This window comes from candidate division WOR-3 bacterium (assembly GCA_039801905.1).
Classification (GTDB): domain Bacteria; phylum Hydrothermota; class Tepidihabitantia; order Tepidihabitantales; family JBDRVQ01; genus JBDRVQ01.
Genome location: JBDRVQ010000044.1, coordinates 1 through 12,175 on the forward strand (window position 1 = coordinate 1; position 12,175 = coordinate 12,175).

General features: G+C 45.1%; 16 protein-coding genes. 6 read left to right on the plus strand and 10 right to left on the minus strand.

Annotation, left to right across the window (positions count from 1 at the left end):
• Positions 1 to 635 precede the first annotated feature (635 nt).
• Positions 636 to 809 (minus strand): hypothetical protein, encoded by a 174-nt coding sequence (locus tag ABIL00_07500; GenBank protein MEO0110602.1) that lies wholly within the window; start codon positions 807 to 809, stop codon positions 636 to 638.
• On the opposite strand from ABIL00_07500, the gene ABIL00_07505 reads away from it, so the two are divergent.
• Positions 778 to 1,395, plus strand: a complete 618-nt coding sequence (locus tag ABIL00_07505) for a hypothetical protein (protein ID MEO0110603.1) — start codon at positions 778 to 780, stop codon at positions 1,393 to 1,395. The two genes, ABIL00_07500 and ABIL00_07505, sit on opposite strands and share 32 nt — an antisense overlap.
• 285 nt (positions 1,396 to 1,680) lie before the next feature.
• The gene (locus tag ABIL00_07510) at positions 1,681 to 2,190 is read left to right on the plus strand and encodes a D-alanyl-D-alanine carboxypeptidase (GenBank protein MEO0110604.1); all 510 of its coding nucleotides are present in this window, start codon (positions 1,681 to 1,683) and stop codon (positions 2,188 to 2,190) included.
• Here the strand turns inward: ABIL00_07510 and ABIL00_07515 are convergent.
• From ABIL00_07515 to rpmH, 9 genes are read right to left on the minus strand one after another with little or no spacing between them, the layout of a single operon-like run.
• Positions 2,179 to 3,102 (minus strand): MBL fold metallo-hydrolase, encoded by a 924-nt coding sequence (locus ABIL00_07515; protein MEO0110605.1) that lies wholly within the window; start codon positions 3,100 to 3,102, stop codon positions 2,179 to 2,181. The genes ABIL00_07510 and ABIL00_07515 overlap by 12 nt on opposite strands.
• 35 nt (positions 3,103 to 3,137) lie before the next feature.
• On the minus strand, positions 3,138 to 3,593 hold the full coding sequence (locus ABIL00_07520) for a PTS sugar transporter subunit IIA (GenBank protein MEO0110606.1): 456 nt from the start codon (positions 3,591 to 3,593) through the stop codon (positions 3,138 to 3,140).
• Positions 3,594 to 3,603: 10 nt separating this feature from the next.
• The gene (locus ABIL00_07525) at positions 3,604 to 3,999 is read right to left on the minus strand and encodes a universal stress protein (protein MEO0110607.1); all 396 of its coding nucleotides are present in this window, start codon (positions 3,997 to 3,999) and stop codon (positions 3,604 to 3,606) included.
• Positions 3,996 to 5,345, minus strand: coding sequence for a tRNA uridine-5-carboxymethylaminomethyl(34) synthesis GTPase MnmE (gene mnmE, locus ABIL00_07530; GenBank protein ID MEO0110608.1), 1,350 nt, complete (start codon positions 5,343 to 5,345; stop codon positions 3,996 to 3,998). The genes ABIL00_07525 and mnmE overlap by 4 nt, the downstream gene beginning before the upstream one ends.
• A gap of 1 nt (position 5,346) precedes the next feature.
• On the minus strand, positions 5,347 to 5,883 hold the full coding sequence (locus ABIL00_07535) for a hypothetical protein (protein ID MEO0110609.1): 537 nt from the start codon (positions 5,881 to 5,883) through the stop codon (positions 5,347 to 5,349).
• Positions 5,871 to 7,331: a membrane protein insertase YidC gene (gene yidC, locus ABIL00_07540; GenBank protein MEO0110610.1), complete on the minus strand. Its 1,461-nt coding sequence runs from the start codon at positions 7,329 to 7,331 to the stop codon at positions 5,871 to 5,873. The genes ABIL00_07535 and yidC overlap by 13 nt, the downstream gene beginning before the upstream one ends.
• On the minus strand, positions 7,310 to 7,558 hold the full coding sequence (yidD, locus tag ABIL00_07545) for a membrane protein insertion efficiency factor YidD (protein MEO0110611.1): 249 nt from the start codon (positions 7,556 to 7,558) through the stop codon (positions 7,310 to 7,312). Before yidD ends, yidC begins: the two co-directional genes overlap by 22 nt.
• The gene (gene rnpA / locus ABIL00_07550) at positions 7,549 to 7,905 is read right to left on the minus strand and encodes a ribonuclease P protein component (GenBank protein MEO0110612.1); all 357 of its coding nucleotides are present in this window, start codon (positions 7,903 to 7,905) and stop codon (positions 7,549 to 7,551) included. Before rnpA ends, yidD begins: the two co-directional genes overlap by 10 nt.
• 4 nt (positions 7,906 to 7,909) lie before the next feature.
• Entirely contained in the window at positions 7,910 to 8,047 is a 138-nt protein-coding gene (gene rpmH / locus ABIL00_07555; GenBank protein MEO0110613.1) for a 50S ribosomal protein L34, read from the minus strand.
• Between the two features lie 75 nt (positions 8,048 to 8,122).
• Here rpmH and acpP point away from each other — a divergent pair, with 75 nt between their 5' ends.
• The 4 genes from acpP to ABIL00_07575 form a co-directional block, all read left to right on the plus strand.
• Entirely contained in the window at positions 8,123 to 8,362 is a 240-nt protein-coding gene (gene acpP, locus ABIL00_07560; protein ID MEO0110614.1) for an acyl carrier protein, read from the plus strand.
• Positions 8,359 to 9,600 (plus strand): beta-ketoacyl-ACP synthase II, encoded by a 1,242-nt coding sequence (gene fabF / locus ABIL00_07565; protein MEO0110615.1) that lies wholly within the window; start codon positions 8,359 to 8,361, stop codon positions 9,598 to 9,600. Before acpP ends, fabF begins: the two co-directional genes overlap by 4 nt.
• A complete protein-coding gene (locus tag ABIL00_07570) occupies positions 9,597 to 10,367 on the plus strand; it encodes an electron transfer flavoprotein subunit beta/FixA family protein (GenBank protein ID MEO0110616.1) in 771 nt (256 codons plus the stop codon). The genes fabF and ABIL00_07570 overlap by 4 nt, the downstream gene beginning before the upstream one ends.
• Before the next feature lie 2 nt (positions 10,368 to 10,369).
• Positions 10,370 to 12,175 (plus strand): pyruvate/oxaloacetate carboxyltransferase (locus ABIL00_07575; GenBank protein ID MEO0110617.1); only part of this gene is annotated, 1,806 nt, incomplete at its 3' end.

Consider the following 12,175-nt stretch of genomic DNA (forward strand, 5'->3'; position numbering starts at 1 on the left):
GAGATTTTAAGAAAAATACTCATGGTGTGTCTCCTTTGGCGGGTGCTGATTTTGGTGGCACCCGCCTTTTATTATAATCAAATATAACTCCTCTTTCAATTTTCCACATAATTTGAATATATCTCCCGTCAAGGCTGGGGAAATCAGTTGCGCCGGGATTTAGGCTTCTACTTATACCACCAATTGGACTTTCGGTTAGATCTATAATTAAACCTCGGATTAAATTTTCAGTTAGACCCCTAATTAGACTTCCAATTATTCTTTTTATTACCCCTACTTTTATCCCTTCTTTTAGGCCCTTATTTAGAACTCCAATTAGACCTAAATTTAGACCCCTACTTAGACTTTCCATTAGAACCCCGATACCATCCCCTGTATGCTACACCCCTTTTTATAAAGATAAACCCCTCCTTTCTCATAAAATTCTTATCACTTAACTCAAGTCTTATTTAAGACCTACTTCTCCGCTAAAGCCTCCTTAATCTCCCAGAGGAAATCCCGCATAGATATCTATTCGCCTTAAAGCATCTTTCATATTACACCTCTCTTTTTGGGGTTGGGATGAGAACCCAATACCCCTACATATAAATACGGAAATACCCCCCATTTTCTGACACTAAATTTTTAGGCTAATTTTAGAAAATCTCCCCATCCGGCAAGATTTTTGCTAACTTTTCCATCTCTAAAACCGCCAATCGGAACCCGTCTAATTTCACCTTGACATTAGGAAAAAGGTTAGTATAATTAAAGGTGGTAGTTAAAGGATTGGAGGTAGTTATGAAAAGGGAATTGTCCTTCATATTTTTCATTTTATTATCATTTGCTCCCCTGCGCGGTGGAAATTGCCACTTTGGTCAACCCCTCTTCTGGTCGTTTGCTTATCCCTTCCCCATTCCCACCCAGTTCGGCGCCTACTATACAGTTTTGGAAGAGGAAAATACTATCGTACCCTTTGCCAATTTAGAATTTGGGGGTTTCTATAGCTTAAAAAATTCTCTCTCTCTCCTTCTCCGTCCCGGTTACGCGGTTGATAAGGGAGATGACTGGCTCCGCATCCATGCCTTTCTCCTCCACCGTTGGCACCTCATAAAAGATGAGCCCCTCCCTTATGACCATGATGCCTTAACCTTAGGATTGGGTCTCGGTGGTTTTGCGGTGGACAAAACTGGAGAAGATGGTTTTAAATTTGGACCAGCAGTCATCTTAAAATTTGCTGGTTGGACAAATAAAATCTCCTGGGTGAATGACCTTAGAGGAATCTTTGAACTGGAAGGGGTAATCGGGTTTTTGGATGAGGAAGAGGAAGGATTCCGGATCAATAAGAAGGCTACGGGTATCGGAGCGACAATTGGCTTTTGGATGCCGACCAATTGGCGTTGGCTCTTTTTCTATTAATTTCCGGGTATAAGAAGATTTAAGTTCTTTCTTCTTCTCTTTTTCTTCTTAAAGGGAGATGATTTAGGGGAAAGGGTTGCGCAAACCTTCTCCCACCTTCTTAAAATTTCTCACCTCCAGCCGGCAAAGATTGGGATTTACCTTTACTCTTTAGACGAAGGGAAGATCATCTTTGCCCACAACGAAAGAAAGAGTTTCCTTCCCGCCTCCAATCAGAAATTATTCGTCTCTGCCTGTGCCTTAGAAATTTGGGATGAGAAATTTAAGAGAATCCTTTCTTCTAAGATTAAAAAGAGAAAATTCCTCAAAAGGCACAACCTCTTCTTAGAGATTAATAGCAAAAGCAATAACTACCTGGCGAACTTAACCTTCTGGGCGATTGGGAGGTATAAGAAGACTTCTCCCCAATGGGCAATCAAAAGTTATCTCAAAAGGCACAACCTGCCAACAACCGGCCTCCTTTTAGTTGATGGCTCCGGTCGCTCAAGAAAAAATCGGGCAACCCCTTTTGCGATAATTAAACTCTTAAACTTCCTCTACCACTCCCCTTGGAAAGATGATTTTTTAGGAAGTCTGGCGGTTGCCGGAAAGAGGGGGACATTGAAAAGAAGGTTATTATCCCTCCGGGGCTGTGTCTATGCCAAAACCGGCTCTCTTTATGGGGTGAAGACCCTCTCCGGTTATCTCTTCTCCCCCCGCGGCAATTTTTCCTTTTCCATTCTCATCAACGACCGAAAGGAAGGATTTAGCAATTGGGATTTTATGGAAAAACTGCTCTCTTCCTTAAAAGATTAAAAACTTATGTAGATAACGGACATCAATCTTGCCGGAGGAGATTTTAATCAGGATATGGTCATCCCCGGGTGCCGTTTGGTAATCGGTATCACCGAAGTCGGTGCGGTAAATTTGGGCACCGAATTTCCGAAGGCGCAAGACAACGGAACTATCCGGTAGGATATGACCGCCAAATTTTTTTCGGCCCGCAGTAATCACCGCCACCTCCGGCCGGACCGCGGCGAGGAACTCCTCGGTGGAGGAGGTTTCACTCCCGTGATGGGCGACTTTCAAAATGTGGGAACGGAGAATTTCTTTATTTTTATCAACTAACCTCCTTTCCACAAGACAACAATTTTTAGAGTCTTCTTTTCTCTCTCTCCCTTCAATATCTCCGGTGAGGAGAATCTTCTTCCCTTCGTATTCAATCTTCAAGACGATACTATTATTATTCTCCTCTTTTCCCAATTTTTCCGGATTTAGGATAAAAACCTCCATCTCCTTTCCCCAGAATATCGTCTCACCCGCCTGGACAATCCGCCAGGAACAACCTTCTTGGGCCGCTAATTCCAGGAAGCGCCCATTTAATTCTCCCTTCTTTTCCTTCGTGTTAGTGAGAATCATTCGCACCGGAAAACTTTCTAAGACCGGAATGAGACCGCCGATGTGGTCGGAATGGAAGTGGGTGGCGATGAGACAATCAATCGTATCAATCCGGTTCTGCCGGAGGAAAGGGAGGAGGATCTCTCTCCCCATCCTTTCCTCTCCGCCGTCAATCAGGATACACAACCCTTCATACTCTCCATTACCCCTAATGCCATCATCCGGAGTTTGAAGGAAGATACAATCACCGTGTCCCACATCCAAGAAATAAATCTTTAACGAAAGTTCCTTCCTCTCCGAGCAGAAAAGAAGGGATAGTAAGAGACACAAAAATTCTTTCTTAAAGGGTTGCGGCAAACTACTTTCTATTCATAATCTCTAATGATGGCTAAGAGTTCCTCTTCGGTCTTTGCCTTATTCAACTTAATCCGCACCTCATCCTTCCTCACCAATTTGGAAATTTTGGCTAAGGTGTAGATATATTCTTCCTTTTTATCCTCCGGGGCACTAATCAAAAATAGGAGATGGGATGGTTTCTTATCCAGGCTGGCAAAATCAACCCCTTCTTCGGACCGGCCAAAGACCAAAACCAAGTCCTTAACCGCTTTGGTGCGGGCGTGGGGAATTGCCACACCCATACCAATGCCGGTGCTCTCTAAGTTCTCCCGACGGAGAATCTCGGTAAAGAACTCGTCGGTATTTAGGATTAATCCCTTATCAATTAAAACCTGCGCCATCTCCTTTATCACCTCAACTTTCTCCTTTGCCTTAATGTTTAAAATCACTCCCCCTCTTTCTAAAAGTTCTACTAACCGGACCATTCTCCCTCCATCACAGAATTATTATCCCTTTATTTATTTCTAATAATCGCTCCCAATTTAATTGCCTCTCTCGGCTAAAGATTAAGAAATCAATCTCATAACTCTCCATAACCTCTCTCAAAATCTGATTCACCTTCCCTTCCAATAAGAGAAGGGAGGTTTTCACCCCTTTCCGGGCCGATAAATCTTCCGCCTCATATAATTTTTTCCAGGCAATCTCTTCTAGCTCGTCCTTCACCACTTCTCGCTTCTTATTTTCCCTCTTCATCTTTTCCCGGACGAGGTTTTCGTCAATTATGTAAAGGGCAAAGATTTTGGCGGAGAACTTTTCCGCCAATTCTAAGGTGAAATCCAAAACGGGGGGTGGAGCATCATTCAAGAAGAGGAGAAGGCGGTTTAGCCTCACTTGCCGATACAGAAACGAGAAAATATCCGGTCTAAAATCTCTTCGCTCGTCACCTCACCAGTAATCTCCGCTAAGGAATTGATCGCTGATTTTATCTCGTAGGCAATTGTCTCCCAGTAAGGTTCTTTCTGCGCCCGACCTAAGGCGGCCGCTGCTCTCCTTAAGAGGTCGTGATGGCGGAATTCGGAGAGATAAAACTCCTCCTCCCCGTTGAGAAATTGGCGGGCTAAAAGTTCTTTCAACTCTTCAATCCCGGTCCCTTCTTTACAAGAGATAGGAAGTGGTGGGGGGAGGATCTCTTCTCCCTCGGTAAGGTGAGGAGGAAGGTCCGATTTGTTGCGCACAATAACCCGCTTCTTTTGGGCGGTCAAGCGGATAATCTCATAATCCTCTTCGGTGAGGGGTTGGGAATGGTCAAGAACCACAATCACCAGATCCGCCTCCCGCAGATACTCCTCAGTCTTCTCCCAACCCAACTCCTCCAATTTCTCCCTCTGCACCCGAAAACCACAGGTGTCAATCAACCGGAAGGGGATTCCCTTTAAGGATATTGTCTCGCTAATCGCATCTCGGGTCGTTCCGGGTATTTCCGTCACCAAAGCGCGTTCCTTTCCCAAGAGGCGATTAAAAAGACTTGACTTCCCCACGTTCGCTTTGCCGACAATCGGACATTTTACCCCCTTTTGGATGAAAACTTCCTTTTCCCCCTTCTTCACCAACTCTCCTATTCTTTCCTTTAATTTCTCTAATCGCCTCCGGCAGCATTCTAAGAAATCACTCTCCTTTTCGGAAAATTCAATCTCATTTTCCACCTCGGCTAAAAGCTCTTTCATCTCCCCAACTATTTCCTTCATTCTTTGCGAGAGGGAACCTTTCATCTGTTTGAGGGCCGCTTGGGCCTGGAGTTCGGTGCGGGCTGAGGTTAAAGCCAGAATCCCTTCCGCTTGGGCTAAATCAATCTTCCCGGCCAGAAAGCGCCGCTTCGTAAACTCTCCGGGTAAGGCTTGGCGACAGCCGTAGCGGAGGAGAAGGGAAATGATACGTTCCGGACAGTAAAAGCCCCCGTGGCAGAATATCTCCACCATATCTTCTCCGGTATAACTGTGAGGGGAATGATAGGTTGCCAAAAGGACCTTATCAATCAATTCTTTTGCCTCCGGGTCAATGATTTCGCCAGGAATTAATTTTTGGGCGGGGAGGTGGGAAAGTCTTTTCTCCTTTCCTGAGGCAAGAAAGATCCGCTCCACAATAGAAAAAGCCTCTCTGCCCGAAACCCGGATGACGGCGATTGCCGAGAGGCCGGGCGGGGTGGCTAAGGCGCAGATGGTAGAGAAAATTTCCGCCACTTTATAAATTGGGAGCGATAATCACATTCCTTTTTGCTCCGCTGCCGATAGTCCAAATTTTTACCTCTTTAATATCCGCTAAGGCATCAGCCACAATCTTTAACTCCCGGGGGGTGAGGAAATCAAAAGCCATCTCCCTTTTCGTTTCTATCACCACCCGAGCAATCGCCAAGGCCTTCTTCCTTAAGAAATTGACCCGGCGCATCCGGTAGCCTGCAACATCAAGTACCACCGGGGGAAGTTGGGGAAACTTCTTACGCAAAATCTCCGTTACTAAGTGCTGGAGCGCTTTCAAGGTATTGCCATTCTTCCCAATCAGGAAGCCAGCCATTGCCCGAAGGCGGATGTTGCAGTAAAAACCTTCCTCTTGCTCCTTTATCTCCACCTTCCCCCTGATTCCGAAATAGGTGAGGAAATCCTTCACTACTTTTGTGATCTCGGCTTTGAGTACTTCCGGATCATAAGGAGGAGCGGTTTCGGAGATTTGCTCGCTGGGCACACCTTCTCCGCCCATCTCTTCTTTCTTTATCTCTTCCATTTCTTTCCTCCTCTCTGGAAAATAAAACTCTCCACTAACGAGAGTAAATTAAAAGTGAGCCAATATAACTGTAATCCCGAAGGAAACTTTAAAAAGATTACAGTTAAAAAGACCGGAAAAAAGATAGTGACAAATATATTCTTCTTATCCTGACTGGTTAAAAGGTTCTGGAAAAGAAAAGAGATACCCATCAAAATCGGTAAAAGGTAAAAGGGGTCCTTTTGACTCAAATCTTTCAGCCAGAAAATAAAACCGGCCCGGCGCAGTTCAAAGGTAGACCGGAGGACGGAATAAAGTGCCCAGAAGATGGGAATTTGTGCTAAGAGGGGCAAACAACCACTTAAAGGATTCATCCGGTGGATACTATAAAGACGCAGTGTCTCCTGGTTTAAGGTCTTCGGGTCATCCTTATATTTCCTTTTCAATTCTTCCAGTTTGGGTTGGAGTTGTTGCAGTTTTCTCATCTCCCGGAGTTGGAAGCGGGTGAGGGGAAAGAGGATGCCCTTCATCAGAAAGGAGAAGATGATGATTACCAAACCGTAATTACGGAAAAGGGAATGGAGAAAGAGGAGGAGGTGGAGGATGGCCAAACTTAAAAATTTAGGCCAACCCAAAGGTATCGCCTTTGCCAAACCTTCTCCCCGCTTCGCCAAAAGTTTATACTTCAGAGGATAGAAAGATAGAGAGAAAGCCATTTTCTCTTCTGGTGTGGAGAAAAATGTACTTTTTACCCGGCGGGGAGCGGGAACGAAACGGAGAGAATCAAATTCTCCCTTCACTACCATCAAGAAGTATTTGGTAGCGAAACCGAACCAGTCCCAATCCCCTTTTTCTTTCCATTCCCCTTTTAACTTCCGGAATGGGACCTCTTTCAGCATCTTTCCTTTATAGAATAAAACTCGGAAATGGTTATAATCCTCATTCGTGTCCTGTTCGGTAAAGGATAATCCCCGATCAAAATTGATAGCGAAGGAAAATTTCCTTGCTGCTGGAGGAAGAGAGATTTCCGAGCATAACTGATAATCATCTTCTAACCAGTAAGAACGGGAAAAGAGGAATTCCCCTTCTTTTATCCAGAAGGTAATCTTAGCGGGTTGGCTTTCTCCATTCCAGATCAAAGTATCAAGACGAAAAGCGGTGCTCTCCTCTAAAACCGTTAAAGAAAAATGGGGGAAATCCCTCAATAGTTGGCAATCGTATTCTTTAAGATAGACCGAACGCACACTTCCGCCGTAGTTAGAGAGTTTAATAGCAATCTTACTATTTTCCAAGGTAAAAACTTCCCCCGGCGGGGAGAACTCTTCCTTTGTTTCTTTCGCTGGTTCTTCCTTCTTCTCGGATGGGGGACGGGGGGGAGGTGATTGGTTAGGAGAAAAGAAGATCTGATAGAGAAAGAGGATCGCCATTACCAAAACGAAGGCGAGGATTAACCTTTTTGGGTCTTCCATATTTTCTTAGCCATCCTTTCTGGAAAATCTATACCCCCAATGGAAAACGGCTGGCAGCGAAGGATGCGGAAGATAGCAAGGATTAATCCCTTTCCCAAGCCGTATTCTTTTAAAGCCAAGAGGGCGTATTCGGAGCAAGAGGGATAGAAACGACAGGCTGGGGGGAGAAAGGGAGAGAGCACTTTCTGATAGAGAATAATTAAAGAGGAGGTTAACTTTACGAGCATCTTTCAATCAAACTTAATAACCTTTCCTGAAAAGTGGTAAAGGGTAAGGTTAAAGCCCTTTCCTTTGCCCGAATCAGATAGAGAAAACCATTAGAAAAAACATCTTTATGCCGGCGATAAACCTCCCGCATTCTCCTTTTGAGGAGATTTCTCTCGGTTGCCTTCCGCACTTCCTTTTCTACCGAAAAACATAAACGGGGTGGGGAGGAATCACTCTTAGCCAATTCTGACGGTAGGTAATAGATAAGAAAATATTCATCTTCTCTCCTCTTCCCTTCCTTCTTTACCTTCACCATCTCCTTCGGCTTCTTAATAATTTCTTTCTTAGTGAGGGTCTCTCGTTTCATCCTTTTAGACCGTTAACCTCTTCCTTCCCTTGCGGCGACGCCGGCGGAGGACATTTCGGCCGCCCGGGGAAGAGATGCGGGCACGGAACCCGTGCGTTCTCTTTCGTTTCACTCTTGAAGGTTGATAAGTTCTTTTCGGCATAAAAATAATATATTGACAGATGGGGATTTGTCAATATAATAAAGATTGTGAAAAAGTTTTATTTGGGGAGGAAAAATGGCACTTTTTGATGAAGTGAAAAATATCATTGTTGAGAAGTTGAATGTCGCCCCGGAAAAAGTGACGGAGGAAGCAAAATTTCTGGAAGACCTCAATGCGGATTCTCTGGACATTGTGGAACTAGTGATGGCATTTGAAGAGAAGTTTGGTATTGAGATTCCGGATGAGGACTCTCAAAAATTGGATACCGTGGGGAAGGCGGTTAAGTATTTAGAAGAGAGATTAAAGAGTAAATGAGAAGGCGCTGCGTTGTTACCGGCTTGGGGGTGGCTACCCCTCTCGGTCTGGATTGCCAAACCTTCTTTGCCAATCTTTTGGCTGGAAGAAGTGGCATAAAGCGGATCCGCCGTTTTGATACTTCTAACCTCCCGGTTCAGATTGCTGGCGAGATAACCGACTTTAATCCGCTTGAGAAGTTTGATGCCAAATTAATTAAGCGCACTGACCTTTTCACCCAATACGCCCTCTGGGCAACTGCGGAGGCAATTGCTGACTCCGGTATTTCCTTAAAAGAAATTGACCCATACCGGATTGGTGTTTTAATTGGTAGTGGGATGGGAGGGATTGAGACCTGGGAGAAAGAGCATGAGAAGTTTCTAAAGGATGGGCCAAAAAGGGTTTCTCCTTTCTTAGTCCCAATGATGATCCCGGATATGGCTTCGGGTCAAGTTGCCATCTTCTACGGCTTGAAAGGACCGAATTTTTGTACCGTTTCCGCCTGTGCCTCCGGGGCCCATGCCATTGGTGAGAGTTTTCGCTTAATCTCTTATGGAGATGCGGATTTAATGGTTACAGGAGGCAGTGAAGCACCTCTCACCGCTTATACCATCGCCGCCTTTTCTAATATGGGCGCTCTTTCCAAAAGGAACGACCAACCGGAGAAGGCCTCCCGGCCCTTTGACCGCGACCGGGATGGTTTTGTCATTAGTGAAGGGGCGGGTGTGGTAATCTTAGAAGAATTGGAACACGCCCAAAGACGAGGGGCAAAGATTTATTGCGAACTGGTTGGTTATGGTGCCACGGCTGATGCCTATCATATCACCGCCCCGGATCCAGAAGGCGAAGGAACTTATGAAGTGATGAGAAGAGCCCTTTTGGATGCCGGAATGGAAAAGGAAGAGGTGGATTATATTAACGCCCACGGCACCTCAACCAAACTTAACGACCTAACTGAAACAAAGGCGATTAAAAATCTCTTTAAGGAACACGCTAAAAGAATCGCCATCAATTCTACCAAATCAATGATTGGCCATTCCTTAGGTGCGGCGGGCGCGATTGAGTTTATTGTCACCTGCCTTTCCGTTTATCATCAGAAGGTCCATCCCACTATCAACCGGGAAAACCCGGACCCAGAATTAGATTTAGACTATGTCGTGGAAGGAAGTCGTAACCTTCCGATTCGGTTTGCCCTCTCTAACTCCTTAGGTTTTGGGGGTCATAATACCTGTCTGGCAGTCCGCAGGTGGGAAAGATGAATATCTTCGTCTTTATCAAACAGGTTCCCCATACCGAAAGCCGGATCGGTGTCTCACCCGACGGCAAAGAGGTTGACTTAAAAAATGTTACCGAATGGGTGATTAACCCCTATGACGAATACGCAATAGAAGAGGCTTTAAGGATAAGAGAAAAATTTGGCGGCACCGTCTCGGTCGTTTCCTTAGGGGAAGAGAGGGTGAAGAATGCCCTAAAGACCGCCTTAGGGATGGGTGCTGATAATGCATTCCACATCTTAATTGAAGATTCGGGTTATGATGTTTTAAGGAAAGGTTATATCGCCTTTCAATTCTTAAAGGAGAGAGATTTTGATTTAATTTTCACTGGGAAGGTGGGGATTGACTATTACCTTGCCAGTTTCCCTCTAATCCTTGCCCAATTCTTAAATATCCCCTGCCTTTCGGCGATTGTCAAACTGGAAATAGAAGGGAAGAAGGTGCTTGCCTTCCGGGAGACCGAGATGGGAAAAGAGGTCTGTGAAACTTCTTTACCGGCAATCTTCACCGCGGAAAAAGGGTTAAATGAACCCCGTTACCCAACACTCCGTCTTTTAATGGCGGCACAAAAGAAAGAGATCCTAACAAAAAAGGGAGAAGAGATTTCCTCTCTTTCTTTTTCCCCGACAATTCAAGTTCTCAATACCTATCTCCCCCCACCAAGAAAGCAAGGGAGGATAATTGAAGGAGAGCCCGAAAAACAGGTTAAGGAATTGGTTCGGTTATTGCGGGAGGAGGCAAGGGTTATTTAGTTATGCCCGTGAAAATTGTTGATACCACTTTAAGAGATGGGCACCAATCCTTGTGGGCAACAAGGATGGCGACTAAGGAGATGATGCCCATCTTGGAAAAGTTAGACCAAATTGGCTATTACTCCTTAGAGGTTTGGGGGGGAGCAACCTTTGATGTGGCGATAAGATACTTAAATGATGACCCTTGGGAAAGGTTATCCCTAATTAGAGAGAAGGTGAAAAAGACGCGCCTCCAGATGCTCCTGCGGGGGCAGAATATCGTTGGTTATCGTAATTATCCTGATGACCTCTTAGAGGCATTCATTGACAAAGCGGCAGAGAGGGGAATTGACATCTTTCGGATTTTTGATGCCCTAAACGATATAAGGAACTTAAAAAAGGCGATTGAATTCGTTAAGAAGAGGAATAAGCATGCTCAGGGAACTATCTGTTATACTATCTCTCCGGTTCATACCATTGAATATTATGTTGCCTTAGCCAAAGAGGAAGTAAATTTGGGAGTGGATTCTATCTGCATCAAGGATATGGCGGGTATCATCTCCCCTTCGGTCGCCTACGAGTTAATCCGGGCACTCAAATCCGAAATCTCCTGTCCGATTAATCTCCATTCCCATAGTTCCTCCGGGATGGTGGTTGCCTCTTATCTCAAGGCACTGGAAGCCGGGGTAGATATCATTGACACCGCCCATTTCCCCCTCTCCTTTGCCACCTCCCAACCTCCGATTGAAACAATTTTGGCAATTTTAGAAGATACCCCCCATTATCCCGAACTCGACCGGAAAATGATTAACGAGGTCTCCCAATATTTGGAAGACCTCCGAAAGAGGAAGGGGATCGTCTACAAAAAAATGGTTGACGATGCGGTCTTGACCCATCAGATTCCGGGTGGGATGATGTCCAATTTAATCTCCCAACTGAAGGAGATGAAGGCGGAGGATAGGTTACCCGAGGTCTTAGCCGAAGTGCCAAAGGTGAGAAGGGATTTAGGTTATCCGCCATTAGTTACCCCAACGAGTCAGATTGTTGGGGTGCAGGCGGTCTTCAATGTCACAACCGGGGTGCGGTATAAAGTTGTGCCGAAAGAAGTCCGGGATTATGTGAAAGGTTTATACGGCAGACCACCAGCACCAATCAAAGAACCAATCTTAAAGAAGATTTTGGGCGATGAGAGACCGATTGATAAAAGACCCGCGGACCTATTAGAACCAATCCTCCCGAAAGTGAAAGAAGAATTGAATAAGGATTTAGTGGAAAAGGAAGAAGATTATTTAACCTATGCCCTTTTCCCGGAGATTGCCTTAAAATTTTTTGAAGCGAGAAAAAATCCTAAAAAAGAGGAGGAAGAGGTGAAGGAAGAGAAAGGTGATAAGGACCGGATTGAATTATTAAAAAAGGTTTTTGAACTGGCAGAGAAATTCAACATCAATTCCTTGGAATGGCAGTATGAAGGTAATGTGATAAGGATCACTCGGGGACAAACCCTACCACCACCCCCCCAAAAGGTAACTCCAATCACTCCTCCCAAAATAGAAGAAAAGATAACCAGTCCACCACCCAAAGAAACGGAAAAGATTTCTTCCCCCCTGGTAAAGGAAGAAAAGGTAGCGCCTACCCAATACGAAGAGATAAAGTCGCCGATGGTTGGCACGTTCTATTCCCGGACGAAACCGGATGCCCCACCTTTTGTAAAAGAAGGGGACATCGTAGAACCGGGACAAGTCCTCTGTCTCATTGAGGCGATGAAGTTGATGAACGAAATTGAAGCGGAAAAGAGGGGGAAGATTATTAAGGTCTTAGCGAAGGATGGG

Coding starts and splice junctions, on each gene's coding strand:
- acpP (MEO0110614.1), top strand. CDS start 8,123: ATGGCACTTTTTGATGAAGTGAAAAATATCATTGTTGAGAAGTTGAAT.
- ABIL00_07570 (MEO0110616.1), top strand. CDS start 9,597: ATGAATATCTTCGTCTTTATCAAACAGGTTCCCCATACCGAAAGCCGG.
- rnpA (MEO0110612.1), bottom strand. CDS start 7,905: ATGAAACGAGAGACCCTCACTAAGAAAGAAATTATTAAGAAGCCGAAG.
- rpmH (MEO0110613.1), bottom strand. CDS start 8,047: ATGCCGAAAAGAACTTATCAACCTTCAAGAGTGAAACGAAAGAGAACG.
- yidD (MEO0110611.1), bottom strand. CDS start 7,558: ATGCTCGTAAAGTTAACCTCCTCTTTAATTATTCTCTATCAGAAAGTG.
- fabF (MEO0110615.1), top strand. CDS start 8,359: ATGAGAAGGCGCTGCGTTGTTACCGGCTTGGGGGTGGCTACCCCTCTC.
- ABIL00_07505 (MEO0110603.1), top strand. CDS start 778: ATGAAAAGGGAATTGTCCTTCATATTTTTCATTTTATTATCATTTGCT.
- ABIL00_07520 (MEO0110606.1), bottom strand. CDS start 3,593: ATGGTCCGGTTAGTAGAACTTTTAGAAAGAGGGGGAGTGATTTTAAAC.
- ABIL00_07500 (MEO0110602.1), bottom strand. CDS start 809: ATGAAAAATATGAAGGACAATTCCCTTTTCATAACTACCTCCAATCCT.
- yidC (MEO0110610.1), bottom strand. CDS start 7,331: ATGGAAGACCCAAAAAGGTTAATCCTCGCCTTCGTTTTGGTAATGGCG.
- ABIL00_07535 (MEO0110609.1), bottom strand. CDS start 5,883: ATGGAAGAGATAAAGAAAGAAGAGATGGGCGGAGAAGGTGTGCCCAGC.